We start from the raw sequence: 19,400 nt of genomic DNA, 5'->3' as shown, positions 1-19,400 counted from the left end.
AAGCGGACCAAAGGGGAGTTTCGACCATGCGACACCTGATGCACGCAACCGTGGCGGCGCTGGCGCTCGCCGCCGCGCCCGCCATGGCGCAGGACGCGCCGAGCGACGACAATTTCAACGGCCCCTATGTCGGCGGCTCGTTCGGGATCGGCGTCCAGAACAATGACGTGCGCGAGTTCCAGCGGTTCGACCGCGGCTTCGACGGATCGTATGACACGATCACGACGACGACCGGGGCCAATGCCTTCTCGCCGGGCTTCTGCAACGGTGCGGCGAACGGCCCGCGACCGGCCAATGCGTGTCGCAACGACAAGGACGACATCGCCTATCACGGCCGCATCGGCTGGGACGCGCGGATCGGCGATTTCGTCGTCGGCGTGCTGGGCGAGTTCGGCCGGACGGAGGTGATCGACAGCGTCAGCTCGTTCAGCACCACCCCCGCCTTCTACACGATGACGCGCGAGATCGAGTGGGAGGCCAATATCCGTGGCCGCTTCGGCTATGCCGCGGGCGGCAAGACGCTGTTCTACGCGACCGGCGGTCCGGCCTATGCGCGGATCAAGAACAGCTTCACGACCAGCAACACCGTCAACGCCTTTTCCGACAACGGCCGCAAGCTGTTCTCAAAGGGGGCGGTGTTCGGCGGCGGTGTCGAGCAGGCGCTGGGCCGCAATTTCTCGGTCGGGCTCGAATATCTCTATACCCGCTATACCGAGGACGATTACCGCGTCCGCGCGACCGCGGGCAATGCGGTGGCGAGCAATCCGTTCGTCCTGAACGGCCAGCCCGGCACCGAGTTCAGCCGCAGCGACCCGCGCTTCGACTTCCACACGATGCGCGTGACCGCCGCGTTCCGCTTCTAGCTTCGGACGTCCCCTGGGGAGGCGAGCGCGGCCATGGGGCCGTCTCGCCGAACCCGCTCGTCGGCTATACCGCCGATCGCCGCCCGCTGATCGCGCCCGTCCAGGCCCAGATCCGCCGGCGCTGCGGCTTCCACAGAACGATCGCCGCATTCGCCAGCACCACGGGCGTGCCGACGAACAGGAACCATCGCGTCGACCCGGTCAGGAACGCGACGCCCATCAGCACCCCCATCGACGGCAGGAACAACAGCGTCACGAGCAGCAGGACGCGGGCGGCGATCAGAAAGCGTTTCAACGGCGACCTCTGCATCTGAAGCGGGATGCGCATGCGCCGTCCCTCTCTCGTGGAACGCCAGCGTACAGGATTGCCGGCAATTGCCAATGCACGAGGCAGGACGGACGGTTACGGACATTGGTCCATCGCCGCGGGCCGCATCGGAACCAGCGCGGCATCCGCGGGTTCGCGGAAAGATGCATTATTGATGGAAATCAGTTCGTGACCGATCCCCGCCCCCCCGTCCGTCGCGAATTCTTTCCCAGGAAGATCCGTCAGTGGCTCGTTCCGCTGGCGACCGCGGGCCTGATCGGCGGCATCGGTGCGGTGCTGCTGGCGATGTCGGGGGTGCTCAATCTCGCCGCCTCGACCCCGCATCCGCAGGGGTGGGCGAGCTTCCTCCATTTCGCCTTCCAGCGTTCGGTCGCCTTCCATTCGCGCAATCTCGACCCGCCGGCGGAGATCAGGTCGGCCGCGCTGATCGAAAAGGGCGCGACGCATTACGACCGCGTCTGCTCGAACTGCCACGGTGCGCCGGGGATGGGCCAGAACCCGATCGCGCTGTCGATGCGCCCCCAGCCGCAATATCTGATGGGCTCCTCGCTCAAGGAATATACGCCGTCCGAGCTGTTCTGGATCGTCAAGCACGGCGTCAAGTACAGCGCGATGCCCGCCTGGCCCGCGGGCGACCGCGACGACGAGGTGTGGGCGATGGTCGCCTTCCTCGGCGCGATGAAGAACATGAACTATCAGCAGTATCGCGACGTCACGCTCGGTGCGTCGAAGAATGCGACCGGCGCGCTGCCGATGCTGCCGCCGGGTGACCTCCGCCCGCAGCCCTATGTGATCGGCGGGACGCGGACGGCAGAGGCGGCGGTCAACTTCTCCACGCCCGCGCTCGGCTTCGGCCATAGCGCCGAAGTGGCGGAGATCGGCAAGAGCTGCGTCGCGTGCCACGGCGTCGACGGGCGTGCGCGCGCCAGCGGCGGCATCCCGAACATCGCCCTGCTCACGCGAGAGCAGATCATCCGGCAGCTCAATCTCTACCGCACCGGCGTCCGCCAGAGCGGCATCATGCAGAATGTCGCGGTCCAGCTGACGCCGCAGCAGATCGCGGGCCTTGCCGGCTATTATTCGTCGCAGCCCAAGGTTTCGGGCGCGGCGGTCAAGGCCGATCCCACGACGCTGGCGCTTGGCGAGCGGATCGCGGTCCGCGGCCTTCCCGATCGCGGCGTCGCCGGGTGCGCCAGTTGTCACGGTGTCACCGCCGCCGCGAGCAAGGCCTATCCGGGGCTCGACGGGCAGTATCCGCTCTATCTGCGCGACCAGCTGCGCCTGTATCGTACAGGCGTTCGCGGCGGCGACGTGCCCGCCAACCCGATGCCCGCGGTCGCCGCGAAGATGACGGACCGGGAGATCGAGGCCGTGTCACTCTATTACGCCAGCCGCTCGCCCGCCGCCCCGCCGGTCGAGGCGAAAGATATCGCCCCGGCGCGCCTCGCGGCGAACTGACCCTGCCGCGAGCCGTCAGGCGAGGCTGTTGCCGTAACCGATGACGACGGTAGCGAGGACGAGGATACCGACGCCGCTCCACACCGCCGCGCGGACGGGTGCACTCGCCGCCTTCCATTCGCGAAACGCGAAGCCCCAGAGCGTGCCGAAGATGATGATCGAGGCCATGTGCAGCGTCCAGCTCGAAAAGCCGAGGCTGCCCATCTGGCTCTCCCCCATCGAATAGAAGAAGAACTGGAAGTACCAGGTCGTACCCGCCAGCGCCGAGAGGAGATAGTTGGGCAGCAGCGCCGCCCCCGCCGCCTCGCCGCGGCCGGTCCACTGGCCGGCGCTCTTGTTGCGGGCGATCAGGATCGCGCACCAGATCGCATTGGTGACGAGACCCCCGGCCATGACGAGGCAGAGGATCGGCAGCCCGGTCCAGAGCGGCCCGGTGCCCGCGGCGGCCGACAGCGCCTTGATCGGCTCGCCCGCCGCCAGCCCGAAGGCGAAGCAGGAGGACATGACGCCCGAGAAGATCGCGACGGCAAGGCCCTTGCGAAAATCGAACTCGGCGACGGCGGCGGCCTTCTGCTCCGCCGACAAGCTCGCATCCTTGCGCGCGCCCGCCATCGCGACGACGCCGATGCCGAGCAGCGTCACCGCCAGCCCGATCAGGATGACGTTGCCGCTGGCGGTGCCGAGCAGCTTCGGCCCGAACTCGCCGGTGAAGATCGGCGGGATCAACGTGCCGAACACCGTGCACAGCCCCAGCACCACCGCCATGCCGAGCGACAGGCCGAGATAGCGCATGGTGAGCCCATAGGTGAGACCGCCCAGTCCCCACAGCATCCCGAACACGAAAGGCCACAGGATCGCGCCGGACGGCGCCGCGCCCAGCACACCGAGCAGGTCGCTGGTCTGGAGCGAGGCGAAGAACCACGGCGCGATCGCCCAGGAAAAGATACCGCCGGTCAGCCAGTAGATTTCCCAGCTCCACCGCTTCACGCCGCGATAGGGGACATAGAAGCTCGCCGAGGCGAAGCCGCCCAGCCAGTGATAGAGGACGCCGATCAGCGGATTGGGGGTCATAGCGAGAGGCCCAGGCGATAGAGGCGGTTGGCGTTGCCGGCGAACATCGCCCGCTGCTCATCCTCGGTGAAATCGGCGACGGCGGCGGCGCAGGCGGAAAGCTGCGCGTCAAAGGGGCCGAAGAGCTTGTCGGTCGGAAAGTCGCTGGCGACCATCACCCGGTCGGTCCCGAACCAGTCGATCGCCGACAGGATGATGCCGCGCGCGTGATGCGCATCGAACGGCCGGCGGGTGAAACCGAAGCCGGACAGCTTGACCGCGACATGCGGGACGGCGGCGAGCGCGCGCATCCCCGCATGCCACTCTGCCTCCTCGCCGGGCACCATCATGCCGGCGTGGTTAAGCATCACCGGCGTGCCCGGATGGCGCACGATCAGCCGGGCGAGTGCGGGGAACTGGCCGGGATAGGCCTGGAGGTCGAAGCTCAGGTCATGCGCGGCGAGCCGGGCATATCCCGCCTGCCACGCGTCATCCTGCGTCACGTCGCGCGGGGTATAGCTGCGCCGCGGATCGGGGTGCCAGTTGACGATATGCCGGATGCCGCGGACGTTCTTGTGCGCGACATGGGCGGCGAGCAGCGCGTCGAGGTTCGAGCCGGCGAGGTCGGCGAACGCGACGATCGCGCTCGGCAAGCCGGTCTCTTCGGCCAGCCCTTGCAGCCACGCGGTCTCGTCCAGCGCCTGTGCCGGATCGGCCCCGGCATCGACATGGACGATCCCGCGCACGTCCCAGCCGGCCGCATCCGCACGATAGTCGGCGAGGCCGTAATCGCGCGCGATTCTTTCGACCGATCCGTTGGGGCCGTCATCGGCGAAGGGCGGCGTCAGCCACGGATAGCGGATGCGCGAGAGGTCCCAGAGGTGGACGTGCGCATCGACGAAGGGCGGCGACATCGCCGGCGCCTTCAGTAAGTGGTGCGCCCGCCCGACGTGTCGAACGTCGCGGCGGTGGTGAAGCTGCATTCCTCGCTCGCCATGAAGCACACCATCGCCGCGCTCTCCGCCACTTCGCCGAGGCGGCCCATGGGGATTTTGCCGCGCATGTAAGCGACCTGCTCGGGGGGAAGCTGCGCGAGGATCGGGCTCTCGAACGTCGCGGGGGTCAGCGCGTTGACGATGATGCCCGCGCCCGCCAGCTCCTTGCCCAGCGACTTGGTAAAGCCGATCACGCCCGCCTTCGACGCCGAATAGGCGCTGGCATTGGGATTGCCCTCCTTGCCCGCGACCGAAGAGACGTTGACGATCCGTCCATAGCCGCCCGCCAGCATCAGCGGCACGACCGCGCGATTGCAGAGGAACACGCCGTCGAGGTTGATCGACAGCGTGCGCCGCCACCCCTCGAACCCGAATTCGTGCACCGGCACCGTCGGCCCGGTGATGCCGGCCGAGCAGACCAGGATGTCGACGCGGCCGAGCGCCGCCTCGCTGGCGGTCGCGGCGGCATCGACCGCATCCTCGTCCGATACGTCGACGCGTACGGCATGCGCGCCGAGCCGCGCGCAGGCAGCGTCGAGCGCATCGCTCATGTCCCAGAGCGAGACGCGCCCGCCCTCCGCCACGATCCGCTCTGCGACGGCAAGGCCGAGGCCCGAGGCGCCGCCGGTGACGATCGCGGCGCGGCCCGCGAACCGGCCCGCAAAGACGCTCATCCGAGCACCGCGTCGCCGAGGTGCCGCCACGCTACGACCTGCTGGTGCTGCTCACCGAGGCCGGCGATGCCGAGCCGCATCGTGTCGCCAGCCTTCAGATAGGTGGCGTTCGGCTTCTTGCCCTCGCCGACACCCGGCGGGGTGCCGGTAATCATCACATCGCCGGGGTAGAGCGTGACGAAGCGGCTGACATAGGCGATCAGTTCGGCGACGCCGAAGATCATCGTTCGGGTATTGCCGGTCTGCATCCGCTCGCCGTTGACGTCGAGGAACATGTCGAGCGCCTGGGGGTCGCCCACTTCATCGGGCGTCACCAGCCAGGGGCCGAGCGGACAGAATGTGTCGTGGCCCTTGCCCTTCGACCATTGCGATCCGCGCTGTTTCTGGTCGAAGCGTTCCGACACGTCGTTGGCGATCGCGTAGCCCGCGACGTGCGAAAGCGCGTCGGTTTCCTCGACATGGCGCGCGATCCTGCCGATGACGACGGCGAGCTCGACTTCCCAGTCGGTATGCGTCGATCCCTTGGGGATCATCACCTCGTCGTTCGGGCCGGTCAGCGACGACAGCGCCTTCATGAACATCATCGGCTCGGCCGGGATCGGCAGGTTGGATTCGATCGCGTGATCCTCGTAATTGAGGCCGATCGCGACGATCTTGCCGATGCCCTTGACCGGCACGCCGAGGCGCGGGGTGCCCTCCACCAGCGGCAGCGTTTCCGGATCGACCGACAGGCCGGCGATGGCGGCGACGGTCACGTCGTCGATACGGCCCGACAGGTCGCGGACGCGGCCATCGGCGTCGATCAGGCCGGGCTTTTCGGCGCCCTGCGGGCCGTAGCGGCAGAATTTCATGGGATCGTTCCTCAGTGCGGATAGGGGCGGTGGTAATTGAGGTCGCGGTTCAGCTCGACGCCGAAGCCGGGCTTGTCGAGCGCGGAGACGGGCAGCCGGCCGTTCACGGGCACGGGCTCCCCGATCAGTTGAGGATGGAACATCGGCACGACCTCGGTCGGGCCGGGATGCATCATCAGGAACTCCGCGAAGGGCGAGTTGTGGCGCGTCGCGACGAAGTGATAGCTGTAGACCGACGAGCCATGCGGCACGACCAGCTTGCCGCGCGCATCCGCGAGCGCGCTGATCTTCAGAAGCTCGGTCACGCCGCCGCACCAGCCGACATCGGGCTGGATGATGTCGCAGCATTCCATCTCGAGCAGCAGGCGGAACCCCCAGCGCGTCGCCTCATGCTCTCCGGTGGTGACGAGCATTCGGCGCGGCACGTTGCGGCGCAGCTCGGCATAGCCCCAGTAGTCGTCCGGGCTGATCGCCTCCTCGATCCATTTGAGGCCGTGTTCGTGCGCGGCGATGGCGAGGCGGGTGGCATAGTCGACGTCGAGCGCCATCCAGCAGTCCCACATCAGCCAGAAGTCGGGGCCGACGCGGGCGCGCATCTCGGCCAATTCGGCGATGTTCTTGTGGAACCCCTCCAGCCCCTCGGCCGGGCCGTGGTGCAGCGGCATCTTGCCGCCGATGAAGCCCAGTTTCTTCGCCACGTCGGGCCGCGCGCCGGTCGCATAGAATTGCAGCTCGCCTCGCACCGCGCCGCCGAGCAGATGGTGAACCGGCTCCTGCCGCAGCTTGCCCAGCAGGTCCCAGAGCGCGAGGTCGACGCCCGAGATCGCATTCACGACCAGGCCCTTGCGCCCGTAATATTGGGTCGAGAAATACATCTGATCCCAGATCTTCTCGACCACGCGCGGGTCGCGCCCCTCCAGAAAGCGGGCCAGGTGCCGTTCGACGATGAAGCAGGCGGGCTCGCCGCCGGTCGTCACCGCGAAGCCGATCGTGCCGTCCTCCGCCTCGATCTCGACCACCAGCGTGCCGAGCACGTTGATGCCGAAGCTCTGCCGCGACTGGCGGTATTCGGGATAGCGGCTCATCGGCGTGGCGATGTGGTCGTCGATCCAGTGGCCCGCCCCCTGGTCATGATAGTCGGCCCCGCCGCCACGCACGGTAAAGGCGCGGACATGGGCAATCCGGGGAAACGAAATCGCGGCCATCACATCCTCTCTGCGCTTTACATTCCCATATGATGGGACTAGCTTTCGCAATATGGAACGTGATGCCGCATCCGCCGATGCTTTGCAAGTTGCCAGCGGCGGCGGCAGCCAGACGCTGCTGCGCGGCCTGGCGATGCTCGATGCGGTCGGCGGCGACACGGTAAAGCTCGCCGATCTGTCGCAGCGGATGGGGCTCAGCCGCTCGACCACGCATCGGCTCGCGAATGCGCTGGTCGATACCGGCTTCCTCACCTTTCGCCCCGGCGACGGCTATCGGCTCGGGCCGAAACTGATGCAGCTCGGCTTTCTCGCACAGGCGCAGGCCGACCTCGTCCAGGTCGCGCGCCCGCATCTGGAGGCGCTGGCGGCGGCGTGCGAGGATACGGTGCATCTCGGCCGTCGCGAGGGTGACGTCGCGCTCTATCTCGACAAGCTGCCCGGCCGCCGCCGGATCGAGATTTCGAGCCGCATCGGCGACCGCCACCCGCTGACCTCGACCGGCCTCGGCAAGGCGCTGATGCTCGACGACCCGCACACCGGCTGGCGCGGCCAGTTCGACGCCGACCGCGCGCGCGGCGCCCCGCCCGCCGATTTCGATCGCTGGACCGCGCGGATGCAGGATTATGTCGCCGCGGGCCACGCCTTTGACCTCGAAGAGAACGAGGACGCGATCCGCTGCGTCGCCGCGCCCGTACGCGACGCCGCCGGCCGGATCGCCGGCGCGATCAGCGTGTCGAGCGCGGCGCAATATATGGACGACGCGCGGATGGCCGCGCTGGCCGACACCGTCCGCGCCGCGGCGCAGGCGATCGGCCGCGACCTCGGCTGGAACCCCGGAAAAGAGAGAAGCTGATGCGACTGCTCGAAGGAAAGACCGTGCTCGTGACCGGCGCATCGACCGGCATCGGTCGCGCCGCGGCGATCGGCGCGGCGAAGCACGGGGCGAACGTCGCGATCAACTACGCCGCCAGCGCCGAAAAGGCGGAAAGCTGCGTCGCGGAGATCGAGGCGGCGGGCGGGCGCGCGATCGCGGTGCAGGGCGACGTGGCGTTGCCGGAAACCGCCACGGCCTTCGTCACGGCGGCGAAGGACGCGTTCGGGCGCATCGACGTGATGGTGTCGAACGCGGGCATCTGCCCTTTCCACAGCTTCCTCGACATGCCGCCCGAGACGCTGGAGCGGACGATGCGCGTCAACCTGCACGGCGCCTATTACATGTGCCAGGCGGCGGCGCGGGCGATGGTGGCGCAGGGCGAGGGCGGCGCGATCGTCGCGGTCTCGTCGATCTCCGCGCTGGTCGGCGGCGAGTTCCAGACGCACTACACGCCGACCAAGGCGGGGGTACATTCGCTGATGCAGTCGGCGGCGATCGCGCTTGGCCGGCACGGCATCCGCTGCAATTCGGTGTTGCCGGGGACGATCCTGACCGAGATCAACAGGGATGACCTTGCCGATCAGGAAAAGCGCGACCGCATGACCGCGCGCATCCCGCTCGGCCGGCTGGGCGAGGCGGAGGATCTGGCGGGGCCGATCGTCTTTCTGGCCAGCGACATGGCCGCTTACGTGACCGGCGCCGCGCTGCTGGTCGACGGCGGCGCGTACGTGAACCTCCAGTGATCCGCCGCGCCGCCTCCGCCATCGACTATCGCGAGCTCGCGCGCCGGCGCCTGCCGCCGTTCCTGTTCGAATATATCGACGGCGGCAGCTATGCCGAGGTGACGCTGCGCCGCAATGTCGAGGCGCTGGAGGCGGTGGCTCTGCGCCAGCGCGTCCTGACCGGCGTCGACGGCGTCGACCTGTCGAGCAGCCTGTTTGGGGAGGCGACCGCACTGCCCGTCGCGCTCGCGCCAGTCGGCCTTGCCGGCATGAATGCCCGCCGCGGCGAGGTTCAGGCCGCGCGCGCCGCGGCGGCGGCGGGGGTGCCCTTCTGCCTCTCGACCGTCTCCTGCTGCCCGCTGGCCGAGGTTGCGCCAGCCAGTCCCCGCCCGCTCTGGTTCCAGCTCTACATGATCCGCGACCGCGGCTTCATGCGCGACCTGTTGGCACAGGCGCGCGCGGCGAACTGCTCGGTCCTCGTCTTCACCGTCGACATGCCCGTTCCCGGCTCGCGCTACCGCGACATCCATTCGGGGCTGTCGGGCGCTAGTGGGCTAAGAGCCGATATGCGCCGCTGGTGGCAGGCGGTGCTCCGTCCCGGCTGGGCCTGGGACGTCGGCATCCACGGACGCCCGCACCAGCTCGGCAATGTCGCGCCCGTGCTCGGCAAGGATAGCGGGCTGGAGGATTTCCTCGGCTGGATGCGCGGCAATTTCGACGCGAGCGTCACCTGGGCCGATCTCGATTTTATTCGCGCCGAATGGGACGGCCCGCTGGTCATCAAGGGTGTGCTCGACCCCGAGGATGCGCGCGCTGCCGCGTCGCTCGGCGCGGACGGCATCGTCGTCTCCAACCATGGCGGCCGCCAGCTCGACGGCGTGCCCGCCACGGCACAGGCGCTGCCGCCGATCGCCGCGGCGGTGGGCGATCGCCTGACCGTGTTGGCCGACGGCGGCGTGCGCTCGGGCCTCGACGTCGTGCGGATGCTCGCGCTGGGCGCGAAGGGCGTACTGCTCGGCCGTGCCTGGGCCTATGCCCTCTCGGCGCGGGGCGAGGCGGGGGTGGCGCACCTTCTCGACCTGATTGCCGCGGAGATGCGCGTCGCGATGACGCTGACCGGGCGGCGCAGCGTCGCGGAGATCGACCGGACCGTTCTGGTCTGAACGGGCCGGGCGCTACCGCCCGCCGCGATCCCCGGCCAACAGCACCACCGGGCCGATCAGCCCCGCCGGGCGGAGCGGCGCGTCCGCGCGATAGGTCGGCAGCGACGTCCACGTCACCTTGGCCGCCCCCGGCTGCGCATCGCCGATCAGGCGATTGACCCAGGTGTTCGCGACCCGCACCTCCAGCACGTTGCGCCCCGGGCGCAGCGACCGGCCGAGATCGACGCGATACGGCGCATGCCAAGCGTTGCCGACGACCGCGCCGTTGACGCGAACCTCGGCCAGGTCGCCGACGCGGCCGAGGTCGAGCGTCATCGCCTCGTGCCGCCCCGCGGGCAGGTCGACGACCCGGCGATAGGTCGCGACGCCCGAGAAATAGCGGATGCGCGGGTCCGCATTCGTGTCGAGCGCGGCTAGCCGGTCGAGCTTTGCCTCGGTCGGCGCACCCCGGCGCGGCTCGAATGCCACCGTCCAGCCGTCGTCGAGCGCCATGACCGGGCGCAGTGCTGCGGCAGCGGGCGGGGCGTCCGCACCGAAGACGACGAAGACGGCCCCTTCCGCCTCGAGGTCGAGGTCGACGATCGTCCCGTCCCCGTCGCGCCGGAACGCGACTGCTTCGCGCCGCCCGGTTTCGGCATGCCACAGCGTCGGCGTGCCGGCGGCGCGAAAGCTCGCCTGGACCCGCTCGGCCCGATCGCGGCGGTTCGACAGGAAATAGACATCGCGGGCGCCATCGCGGCGATGCTGGAACAGCATGTCCCCGCCCGAAAGCCGCACATCGGCACCGATCCCGGCACCTTCGAGCGCGGCGTCGAGATCGTCGCCCGTTATCGGCGTCAGTCGCGGCGCCACTTTCGCGATCAGGCGGCGGACGGCGACGGAATCGTCGGCGAGCGCGGGCGAGTCCTTCGGCGTCCGGCCGATCACGGGGATGCCAGCGGCAAGGATCGCGTCGACCCTTTCCAGCGTCGCCAGTGTCATCCGCTCGCTGCTGCCGCCGAGGTAGAGCGCGCGGTACCGGGCGCTGCCCGCGGAGACGAGCTCGCGCCCCTCGACCTTCAGATCGGCAAGGATCGCGGCATTGACCATGTCGAAGCCGTGCCGCTTGGGCAGGTCGCCCGGCACCTTGTTGGCGAAGATCGCGGTGATCGGCGCTTCCTCGCCATAGAACCAGGCGACGTCGGCGACGTGACGCCCCTGCTGAAGGAGGAAGCCCGTCCGCGCCATGTAGTCGACCCAGGGCCGCGCCATCGTGGCCCAGCTGTCGAAGCGATTGAAATACTGGCCGAACACCGCGAGGCTCAGCCCCGGCTTCTTGTCCTCGACCGGATTGTGGACCGAGGTGTGGACGACCGGCCGGTTGATGCCGAGCGCGAATTCGAGGTCGATGACACGCTTCAGGTCCGCGGGCGCGAAGGCCCAGGGGGCCATGAACGCAGTCATGCTCTCCGCCGCGACATATCGCTTGCCATGGACGTGCGCGACCGACGCGGCGCCGATCGCATCGCCGATCAGCGTCGGGCGCGGGGCCGACCCGCGCGGCCACGTCCACATCGCCGCCATCGGCACGTCGGCATAGGCGCGCATCGCCATGTCGTCGCCAAGCTGCGGTCGCTGATCCTCCAGCGCCTCGCCGTAAACCTTCAGCCCGGCGGCGTGCGCCACCTCGGCCACGGTCGCATAATGCTCGCTCGCGACCAGATCGGCGAGTGTCCGGCGCCAGTCGTAGAGGAACGCGTCGGTGCGCGCGCGGCTGTCGATCACCGCGCCGGTCAGCGTCGGTAGCCATGGCGTCGGATCATAGCCGCGCAGCCGGCGGAACTGCTCGAGAAGCCGCGGCGTCCAGTTCGCCGGCCCCGCCTCGATACTGTCGGTCAGCAGCGCGCGCACGCCGCGCTCGCCGAGCATCCCCGCCCCCGCCGCGGCGCGGTAGCGCGTCAGATAGGTGTCGAGATACCGGCGGACCGCGGCGCCATCCATCTTGTCGACTTCCAGCCCCGTCGATTCGGGCGTGGCCGGATGGTTGGTCTTGCCGATCAGCGACCAGCCGAGCCGCGCGATCCGCCAGCGGCTCCCCCTGGGCGGGGTCCAGTCGAGCGTGCCGTCGGGGCGGAGGCGCGCGGTGAGGTCGATCACCTTGGCGGCCGGGGCTGCCGCCCCCTCGGGCACGCGGCCGGCGATCGCGTGATAGTCGAGCACGGTCGAGAAGCCCGCCTTTGCCTCGCCCCGGTCGACGCGCGGCTCGCCATAGAGGCGGAAGGTGCCGATCGCGATCGTGGTGGCGGGCGGCGCCGGCGGGAAGATGCCGCCCATCGCCGCGCCGGGGGCGGGCGGCTCCATCGGCGGACGCTTCGGCCCGGTATTGGGCCCGAGCACGACGCGGAAGCGCCGCGCTGTGACGGGCGCGAACGCGGCGGTCGTCGGCACCCCGGTCAGCGGCAGCTTCGCCACCTCGACCCATTGCCCGTGCCGCTCGGCCTGCAACACCGGCAGATAGGCCGGATCGCCGAACGGCGGCAGCGCGTCGGGCATGTAGAAAGTGACCGCCTCGACCCGGACGGGCCGCGCATAGGCATAGGTGATCGCCGGCGGGTGCGCCGGATCGCCCTTGCCGATCGAGACGGTGGTCGCCTCGTCGGCGTCGGTCAGCGGAGCCGCGTCGATCCCTCCCTCCACCTGCGGGGCCGGAAGCGCCCGCCCGGTGATGGGCCAGGCGATGACGCGCACGTCGCCATAGGCCGCGGGCTTGGCGGCGGGCCGTCCCGGCTCGAAACCGGCCAGCGGGTCGCTGAAGGGGGCGTTGCCGAACGCGCCCGTAACGCGCGGCGGCGCGGGCAGCGGCCGGGCGAGCGGTTGCCCGCCCTCGACGTCCACCTCGGACCAGACGAGCTTCTTCATCCCGTCGGCGGGCGGCACCCATGGCCCGCCGGTCTCGCTCCACCCCGCCGACGACGCGATGGCGAGCTCGAGGCCGAGCCGATCCGCCGTCCGCGCCGCCAGCGAAAAGGCACGCTGCCATTCGGGCGACATATAGACGACGCGCTTGTCGACGACCTGTTGCGCCATCAGCGAGGCATCGAAGTTCTGGACGCCGCCCAGCCCCACGTCCTTCATCCACTGAAGGTCGCGGACGATCCCCTCCTCGCTGATATTGCCGTTGAGCCAGTGCCACCAAGTGCGCGGCCGCGCCTCTACCGGGGGATCGCGAAAGCCGTCGGCCAGCGGATCGGCGGGCGCGGCCTGGGGCAGTGCGGGACTTGCGAGCGTAAGCGCGAGCGCGCTGCCAACCATCAGACGACGCATGCCCAACCCCCCGAAATTATTGGATTCCCGATTCGCATATGGCGACTTTCACCGCAACCGCGGTGACGATCGCGCCGAGCGCGGCGCCGTAGAGCGTCTTGCCGATCAGCACCGCGCCCCGATCGATACCGGCGCCATCGGCGAACAGCAGCGCCTGAACACCCCATGCGCCCAGCGAAACCGCCGCGGCGACGAGCAGCGCCCGCACGACCGCATGCCCCGCGGTCCGCGTCGCAGCCTCACCCGACAGCCCGCCGCACCGCATCCGCTGTCGCACGAGGAGCGTGGGGACGAGCGTCGCCACAAACGCGACCGCGAAACTCTGGACCGGCGCGTCGGCGACGAGCGCCGCACCGGCGACCACGCGGGCCCCGCCGAACAGCACGAAAGCAAACGCCGCACTCAGCACGCCGTTGATGACCGCGCCGACCGCCGCCTCTCTGGCGATGAGCGCGGACAGGCTCACGCCGCGTTCGCCCGCGCGATCGCGCCGAGTACGCCGGCGCTGGGCTTCGCCGTCCGCTTGAACGTGGCGGGGTCGAACGCGAACAGCCCGTGCTTGAACTTGTAGCCCGAGACCCATTCGTAATTGTCGATGAGCGACCAGTGGACATAGCCCTGCACCGGCACGCCCTCGGCAATCGCGCGCTGGAGTTCCTTGAGCGCGCCGCGGATCAGGTCGACGCGGATGCGGTCGTCGGTCGCCGACACGCCATGCTCGGTGACGATGACGGGCACGCGCGCCTGTTCGTACGCATAGCGCGCGGCATTGGCGACCGAGGGGCCATAGACCTCGCCCCCGCCCTGCGTCAGCACCGCGCCCTTCGGCGGGGGCAGGCGGCCCGACGGTCCCCACCGCACCCGCTCGTAATTCTGGATGCCGATGAAGTCGTCGCCGCGCGCGGCCTCCAGCCACGGGCCGTAGAGCCGCTTGCGCATCGCGTCGCGCATGTCGGGCGCGCCCACCGCCTGGTCGTCGAAGATCGCGATGGTGAGCCCCACCGGCAGGTTGCCGCGCACCGCCTTGATGGCCTGACGCCCCAGCCGATGCGCGGCGAGCAGCGCGGTGGTCAGGCGCGGGATGTCCGCCTGCTTGGTCAAATTGCCGAGCGCCAGTTCCTTCACCCCCAACGACCGCGCCGCGCTGTCCAGCATCGCGCCGATCGCCGGCTGCACCTGTGGCGGCAGGACGACGTCGAGGACGGGGACGATATTGGGTTCGTTGAAGGTCATCACATGGCTGATGCCGGCGCCCAGATGCCGCATCGCCCGGTCGCAGAAGCGCGCGAACAGCGCCGGCGCCTCCTCGTTCAGCCAGCCGCCGCGCGCGGCGAACCAGCGCGGCGTCGTGTAATGGCTGAAGGTGACGAGCGGGTTCAGGCCGCGGGCGCGGCAGCCGTCGATCATCGCCTTGTAATGGTCGAGCATCGCGATCGAGAACTGCCCCGCCTCGGGCTCGATCCGCGCCCATTCGAGGCTGAACCTGTAACTGTTGAGGCCGAGCCCCTTCACGAGGTCGAGGTCGGTTTCCCACAGCGCGAAGCTGTTGCAGGCATCGCCCGACTTCTCGCGGAAGATCGTCGGCTCGACATGTTCGAGCAGCCACACGTCGCTGTTGACATTGTTGCCCTCCACCTGATGCCCCGCCGTCGCCGCGCCCCAGAGAAAGCCCCTCGGAAAGCGCGCCGCCGGGGCCGCGCGGACGGGCGCGGCGGCAAGCGCGGCGGCGCCGAGGCCCCCGGCGAGCATCGTGCGTCGGTCGATCGTCATGCGTGTCGCTCCACAAAATCGAGAATGTCGGAGGCCAGCCGCGCGTCGCTGCCGCCCAGGTGACAGGCGAGGCTGAAGTGATTGTGTCCCGCGACGACCGACAGGCGGGGGAGCCGGCCGGTCGCGGCGAAGACGGCGTCGGCGAGTGCCAGCGTCTCGGCCTGAAAACGGTCGGGGTCGTGCTCGGCACAGGCGAGCAGCATCGGCAGTCCCGCCCCTGCGATTCGGGCAGGTTGGAGCGGGCTGGCCTCGCCCAGATAGGGGACGTCGCGATCCTCGGGCGCGGTCGCGCCGTAAAGGCCGGAGAGCAGCACCACGCCGCACACCGCCGGGGGCAGCAGGCCGAGTTGCATCGCGGTCGCAACATGCACCGACCCGGCCGAGGTGCCCGCGACGACGATCCGCGCGGGGTTGCCGCCCCTATCGGCAACATGGGCGACCAGCCATTCGACCGCCGCCGCCACGTCCTCGCCGCCCGACGGCCAGCGTGCGTCGGGCAGCAGGCGGTAGTTCATGACTGCACCGACCAGCCCCGACCGCGCCGCCCAGCGCCCGACATGCGCGTTGTAGGGATGTGCATCGCTTGCCTTCTCACCGCGCACGAACCCGCCGCCGTGCACCCACAGCAGCACCGGCCGGCGCTGCGCATCGTACGGCGCGTACACGTCGAGCCGCTGCCGCTCGTGCGCGCCATAGGCCGCGTCCGCGACCACCGGCGGCGTCCGGTCGGTCTGCTCGTCGGCATACATCGCCTGCACCGCCGCGAGCATATCGGGGCCGAGGCGCGTGCCGAGCGCGGCGATGGCGGCGGGATCGTGCATCAGCGGCAACCAAGGTCGTAGCTAGACAGGTCGCGCGCCAGCTCGACCGCCCCCCGATAGCTCACGGCGATGCCCGCGCGGATCGCGGCGGCATGCTCGCCCAGCGCACCCGGCATCGCATAATGCGTCACGACGACGCGGCCGACGCCCGCCCCCGCGGCCATCCGCCCGATCGCCTCGGGCTGCAGGTGGTGCGTCGCCAGATGACGGCGCATGTCGGCGAGCATCCCCGGCGGCGCATTGGGCCGCCGCGCGGTAATCTCGGCCACCAGCGGGTCGAACACGACGACTTCGGACACGAGCAGGTCGGCGCCCTTGGCGAGCCGATCGACCGCGGCGCTCGGCCCGGTATCGCCGGTATAGGCGATGCTGCGCCCGCCCGCCTCGAACCGATAGCTGAGCGAGACGCCCGCCCGGCCGCCGCGGCCGTCGTCGAAATGGCTGTTCTCCGCCGCGCGCATCGTCAGCCCGCCGCCCAGATCGGTGACACTGCCCCCCGCGACCTCGATCACGCGCACGCCGTCCTCGGGCCGCGGCGGCAACTTGCCGAGGCCGAAGCCCACCTTTGCGGACGGCCCAAGTGAGGCGATGATGCCATCCACCATCGCCCGCGTCCCCGGCGGGCCATAGACGGTGAGGACACCCGGAAACTGGTTCATCCAGCGCAGCCCGATCACGGCGCCCAGGCCTCCCGCGTGATCGAGATGGAGATGGCTGATGACGACGGCATCAACGCTGCCCATCGTCAGCCCCGCGCGCGCCAGCTGGTCCACGGTGCCGTCACCCGCATCGACCAGGATGCGGCGCTCGCCCAACGTCAGCAGGTTGGCGGGCTCGGACCGCTCGATCGTCGGCGCCGGCCCACCCGCGGTGCCGAGCGTGGTCCAGCCCATCACCGGGCACGCACTCGCCGCCGCGAGCGCCAGTGCAGCGGCGGCGAGGCCCGGCATCAGAAGCGGCCCGACAGCTGGACGCCGATCGTCCGCCGCCCGTCGCGCGTGTTCCAGTTCACCGCGCCGCCGGGCGTCGTGAACGGCAGGACGATCACCGCCGACTGGAACTTGGTATCGAACAGGTTGCGCGCGAACGCCCCCACCCGCCAGCTGCCATCGGGCGCGCCGATGCCGATGTTCAGGCCGACCACGTCATAGCCGGGTTGGCGCGCATAAAGCTCACCGGGATCGTAGGTCACTTCGCTACGGTAATAATAGGTGCCCGACGCGTCGAGCTTCAGCCGGTCGTTGATCGGCAGGTCGAGGTTGGCCCCCGCCTGTACGCTGTGCTTGGGCGCGCCCGACAGCGGCAGGCCCTTGGCCTGGAACAAGGGCGTGGTCGCGGTGGAGCCCGGCGCATTGCACTGCGCCGCCACCGCCGCCGCGCCCGCCGCCACGGTCGAGTCCGGGCACGCGGTCACGTAATCGGTGAAGTAGGTGTCGGAATAGGTGTAGCCGGCATTGACCGAGAAGTTGCGGTTGAACCGCCATGTCCCCTCGACCTCGAAGCCGGCCGCCTCGAACCCGCCGGCATTTTCGGTCAGGAACTCCAGCCCGTTGAAGACCGAGGTCTGAAGGTCGCGATAGGTATCGAAAAAGACGTTGGCGTTGAACGTCAGGCGCCGGTCGAACAGCTGCGTCTTCGCGCCCACGGTGATGTCGACGACGGTCTGGGGCTTGACCTGTACCTGGCTGCCGGTCAGCCCCGAGAACGTGACCGTCGGCCCCAGATAGCCGCGCGCGACGGTGCCGTAGAAGAGGATGTCCTGCGCGGGCTTCACCTCGAACCCGACGCGGCCCGACCAGTCACCCTTTTCCGTGCTGCCCGTCGAACGCGCGCGCGGCGTGTAGGGGACGGTGAAGCCGTTGGGGCCGACGAACGGCGGGAACAGCGGATCGACGACCGAGAAGCTCTCCGCATCCACCCAGTCATAGCTGTAGCGACCACCGAGCAGGATGCGGAATTCGTCGCTCACCTTGATCGCGCCGTCGAAGAAGGCGGCGGCACTGTCGGACTGCGTCTTGGTCGTGGTCTGGCCCGCAGTGATCGACAATTGCGGCTGCGCCGAGAAGGGCAGCGCCGGGCGAAGCTGCGCGCTGTTGTTATAGCCGTCGATGCCCGAACGCTGGCGCGACAGATAGACGCCCGCGACATATTCGAACATCGAGCCGGTGGGCGACGTCAGCCGCAGTTCCTGCGACCAGTAATCGCGGTCGTCACCCGGCCCGCGCGCGACGAAGATCGGCAGCGGATAAGCGTCGATGGCAAAGGTGTTGAATGCATAATCGAGCCGGCGATACGCGGTGATCGAGGTGAGGTTGTAGTCGCCGAGCTTCAGGTTGAGCTCGAGCGAGCCGCCGAAGTTCTTTTCGTCGGTATACCCCTCGCTATCCTCGGCCGACTGTTCGTTGTCGAAGCCCGGCACGATGCCGAGCGCCAGCACGGTCCCGTTGCGCGCGGCGTTGAGCGGGTTGGCGTTCGACGGCAGCCGGTTGAAGGTCCAGAGCTGGCCCGGCCCCTTCTGCTTGGTGCGCGACCAGTCGCCGATCAGATAGGCGCTGAAATTGTCGCTCGGCTCCCAATAGAGCTTGGCGCGGCCGCCATAGGCATTGGTGCCGCCCCACGTCTCGCCCCGCTTCACATTCTCGACGAACCCGTCATAGCCGCGCGCGAAGCCATAGACCGACAGCGCCGCAGTCTTGCCGAGCGGCACGTTGACGCTGGCGCCGACATTGTAATCGTTGAGCTCGCCATAGGCGGCGTTGATCGTGCCGCCGAACGTGCCCAGCCGCGGCTTGGCGGTGGTGATGCTGACGACGCCGGACGAGGCGTTCTTGCCGAACTGCGTCCCCTGCGGGCCCTTCAAGACCTCGACCCGGTCGAGATCGCCGAGGCTCTGCACCGGATTGCCGAACGGAATGACCACGCCGTCGACGACGGTGCCAACATTCTGCTCCGAAGACGACGAGAAGCCGCCGGCCGAGCCGACGCCGCGCAGTCGGAAGCCGGCATCGTTGGGCGAGTTGCCGAACTGGACGCCGGGGATCTGGTACTGGATGTCGGTGAGGCTCTGGAATCCGCTTTCGGCGAGTTGCTCGCCCGACACCGCATTGACCGCGAGCGGCACGTCCTGAAGCCGGCTGGCGCGGCGGGTGGCGGTGACGATGATGTCGCCGGTCTGCGCGGCATCCGCCGCTTCCTGCGCCGCCGCCTCGGGCGGGTTGTCCGCGGTCGCGCCGGGCTGCGCCTCCTGCGCCGCGGCGGGCATTGCGAGCGTCGCGAGGCTGGCCCCGGCCAGCAGCATCAGACCATTGTGCTTCATGATTTCC

General features: G+C 69.4%; 17 protein-coding genes. 5 read left to right on the top strand and 12 right to left on the bottom strand.

Annotated features, from left to right (window positions below):
• Positions 1–26 precede the first annotated feature (26 nt).
• On the top strand, positions 27–863 hold the full coding sequence (locus FHR19_RS06375) for an outer membrane protein (protein WP_184026062.1): 837 nt from the start codon (positions 27–29) through the stop codon (positions 861–863).
• A 64-nt stretch (positions 864–927) separates the two neighbouring features.
• Here FHR19_RS06375 and FHR19_RS06370 read toward each other — a convergent pair whose 3' ends face one another.
• Positions 928–1,158: a hypothetical protein gene (locus tag FHR19_RS06370; RefSeq protein WP_184026059.1), complete on the bottom strand. Its 231-nt coding sequence runs from the start codon at positions 1,156–1,158 to the stop codon at positions 928–930.
• Positions 1,159–1,359: 201 nt separating this feature from the next.
• Between FHR19_RS06370 and FHR19_RS06365 the strand changes: the two genes are divergently transcribed.
• On the top strand, positions 1,360–2,649 hold the full coding sequence (locus tag FHR19_RS06365) for a c-type cytochrome (protein ID WP_184026057.1): 1,290 nt from the start codon (positions 1,360–1,362) through the stop codon (positions 2,647–2,649).
• 15 nt (positions 2,650–2,664) lie between these two features.
• Here the strand turns inward: FHR19_RS06365 and rhaT are convergent, their stop codons facing one another.
• From rhaT to rhmD, 5 genes are read right to left on the bottom strand one after another with little or no spacing between them, the layout of a single operon-like run.
• Entirely contained in the window at positions 2,665–3,720 is a 1,056-nt protein-coding gene (rhaT, locus tag FHR19_RS06360) for an L-rhamnose/proton symporter RhaT (protein WP_184026055.1), read from the bottom strand.
• Complete coding sequence (locus FHR19_RS06355) at positions 3,717–4,613, bottom strand: amidohydrolase family protein (RefSeq protein WP_184026052.1); 897 nt, start codon at positions 4,611–4,613, stop codon at positions 3,717–3,719. Before FHR19_RS06355 ends, rhaT begins: the two co-directional genes overlap by 4 nt.
• Positions 4,614–4,624: 11 nt before the next feature.
• Positions 4,625–5,368: an SDR family NAD(P)-dependent oxidoreductase gene (locus tag FHR19_RS06350; protein WP_184026049.1), complete on the bottom strand. Its 744-nt coding sequence runs from the start codon at positions 5,366–5,368 to the stop codon at positions 4,625–4,627.
• On the bottom strand, positions 5,365–6,219 hold the full coding sequence (locus FHR19_RS06345) for a 2,4-didehydro-3-deoxy-L-rhamnonate hydrolase (RefSeq protein WP_184026046.1): 855 nt from the start codon (positions 6,217–6,219) through the stop codon (positions 5,365–5,367). The genes FHR19_RS06350 and FHR19_RS06345 overlap by 4 nt, the downstream gene beginning before the upstream one ends.
• A gap of 11 nt (positions 6,220–6,230) precedes the next feature.
• Positions 6,231–7,424, bottom strand: a complete 1,194-nt coding sequence (rhmD, locus tag FHR19_RS06340; protein ID WP_184026043.1) for an L-rhamnonate dehydratase — start codon at positions 7,422–7,424, stop codon at positions 6,231–6,233.
• Between the two features lie 52 nt (positions 7,425–7,476).
• Between rhmD and FHR19_RS06335 the strand changes: the two genes are divergently transcribed.
• The 3 genes from FHR19_RS06335 to lldD are packed head-to-tail and all read left to right on the top strand — an operon-like array spanning position 7,477 to position 10,183.
• Positions 7,477–8,277 (top strand): IclR family transcriptional regulator, encoded by an 801-nt coding sequence (locus tag FHR19_RS06335; RefSeq protein ID WP_184026039.1) that lies wholly within the window; start codon positions 7,477–7,479, stop codon positions 8,275–8,277.
• On the top strand, positions 8,277–9,041 hold the full coding sequence (lra1, locus tag FHR19_RS06330; RefSeq protein WP_184026036.1) for an L-rhamnose 1-dehydrogenase Lra1: 765 nt from the start codon (positions 8,277–8,279) through the stop codon (positions 9,039–9,041). Before FHR19_RS06335 ends, lra1 begins: the two co-directional genes overlap by 1 nt.
• A complete protein-coding gene (gene lldD, locus FHR19_RS06325; RefSeq protein WP_343053227.1) occupies positions 9,041–10,183 on the top strand; it encodes an FMN-dependent L-lactate dehydrogenase LldD in 1,143 nt (380 codons plus the stop codon). Before lra1 ends, lldD begins: the two co-directional genes overlap by 1 nt.
• A 12-nt stretch (positions 10,184–10,195) precedes the next feature.
• Here the strand turns inward: lldD and FHR19_RS06320 are convergent, their stop codons facing one another.
• Genes FHR19_RS06320 through FHR19_RS06295 form a run of 6 tightly spaced genes read right to left on the bottom strand, consistent with a single transcriptional unit; the run spans position 10,196 to position 19,393 of the window.
• Positions 10,196–13,486 (bottom strand): glycosyl hydrolase, encoded by a 3,291-nt coding sequence (locus FHR19_RS06320; RefSeq protein ID WP_246359374.1) that lies wholly within the window; start codon positions 13,484–13,486, stop codon positions 10,196–10,198.
• A gap of 16 nt (positions 13,487–13,502) precedes the next feature.
• The gene (locus tag FHR19_RS06315) at positions 13,503–13,952 is read right to left on the bottom strand and encodes a hypothetical protein (protein ID WP_184026031.1); all 450 of its coding nucleotides are present in this window, start codon (positions 13,950–13,952) and stop codon (positions 13,503–13,505) included.
• Positions 13,949–15,256, bottom strand: a complete 1,308-nt coding sequence (locus tag FHR19_RS06310) for a family 1 glycosylhydrolase (protein WP_184026029.1) — start codon at positions 15,254–15,256, stop codon at positions 13,949–13,951. Before FHR19_RS06310 ends, FHR19_RS06315 begins: the two co-directional genes overlap by 4 nt.
• Positions 15,253–16,077 carry an alpha/beta hydrolase gene (locus FHR19_RS06305; RefSeq protein WP_184026027.1) on the bottom strand — a complete coding sequence of 275 codons (825 nt, stop codon included), beginning with the start codon at positions 16,075–16,077 and terminating at the stop codon, positions 15,253–15,255. The genes FHR19_RS06310 and FHR19_RS06305 overlap by 4 nt, the downstream gene beginning before the upstream one ends.
• Complete coding sequence (locus tag FHR19_RS06300) at positions 16,077–17,027, bottom strand: MBL fold metallo-hydrolase (protein ID WP_184026025.1); 951 nt, start codon at positions 17,025–17,027, stop codon at positions 16,077–16,079. Before FHR19_RS06300 ends, FHR19_RS06305 begins: the two co-directional genes overlap by 1 nt.
• Complete coding sequence (locus FHR19_RS06295; protein WP_184026024.1) at positions 17,027–19,393, bottom strand: TonB-dependent receptor; 2,367 nt, start codon at positions 19,391–19,393, stop codon at positions 17,027–17,029. The genes FHR19_RS06300 and FHR19_RS06295 overlap by 1 nt, the downstream gene beginning before the upstream one ends.
• Between the last annotated feature and the right edge of the window lie 7 nt (positions 19,394–19,400).

The sequence above is a fragment of the Sphingomonas yantingensis genome, from assembly GCF_014199325.1.
Lineage (GTDB): Bacteria > Pseudomonadota > Alphaproteobacteria > Sphingomonadales > Sphingomonadaceae > Sphingomonas > Sphingomonas yantingensis.
The sequence above is the reverse complement of the archived record's forward strand: the minus strand, read 5'-3'. Positions and strand labels throughout refer to the sequence as shown.

What these genes read in the sequence shown, in the direction of transcription:
- FHR19_RS06295 (WP_184026024.1), bottom strand. Translation starts at nt 19,393, where the DNA reads ATGAAGCACAATGGTCTGATGCTGCTGGCCGGGGCCAGCCTCGCGACG.
- rhmD (WP_184026043.1), bottom strand. Translation starts at nt 7,424, where the DNA reads ATGGCCGCGATTTCGTTTCCCCGGATTGCCCATGTCCGCGCCTTTACC.
- FHR19_RS06335 (WP_184026039.1), top strand. Translation starts at nt 7,477, where the DNA reads ATGGAACGTGATGCCGCATCCGCCGATGCTTTGCAAGTTGCCAGCGGC.
- FHR19_RS06300 (WP_184026025.1), bottom strand. Translation starts at nt 17,027, where the DNA reads ATGCCGGGCCTCGCCGCCGCTGCACTGGCGCTCGCGGCGGCGAGTGCG.
- rhaT (WP_184026055.1), bottom strand. Translation starts at nt 3,720, where the DNA reads ATGACCCCCAATCCGCTGATCGGCGTCCTCTATCACTGGCTGGGCGGC.
- FHR19_RS06310 (WP_184026029.1), bottom strand. Translation starts at nt 15,256, where the DNA reads ATGACGATCGACCGACGCACGATGCTCGCCGGGGGCCTCGGCGCCGCC.
- FHR19_RS06355 (WP_184026052.1), bottom strand. Translation starts at nt 4,613, where the DNA reads ATGTCGCCGCCCTTCGTCGATGCGCACGTCCACCTCTGGGACCTCTCG.
- FHR19_RS06305 (WP_184026027.1), bottom strand. Translation starts at nt 16,077, where the DNA reads ATGCACGATCCCGCCGCCATCGCCGCGCTCGGCACGCGCCTCGGCCCC.
- FHR19_RS06320 (WP_246359374.1), bottom strand. Translation starts at nt 13,486, where the DNA reads ATGCGTCGTCTGATGGTTGGCAGCGCGCTCGCGCTTACGCTCGCAAGT.
- FHR19_RS06375 (WP_184026062.1), top strand. Translation starts at nt 27, where the DNA reads ATGCGACACCTGATGCACGCAACCGTGGCGGCGCTGGCGCTCGCCGCC.
- lra1 (WP_184026036.1), top strand. Translation starts at nt 8,277, where the DNA reads ATGCGACTGCTCGAAGGAAAGACCGTGCTCGTGACCGGCGCATCGACC.
- FHR19_RS06345 (WP_184026046.1), bottom strand. Translation starts at nt 6,219, where the DNA reads ATGAAATTCTGCCGCTACGGCCCGCAGGGCGCCGAAAAGCCCGGCCTG.
- FHR19_RS06350 (WP_184026049.1), bottom strand. Translation starts at nt 5,368, where the DNA reads ATGAGCGTCTTTGCGGGCCGGTTCGCGGGCCGCGCCGCGATCGTCACC.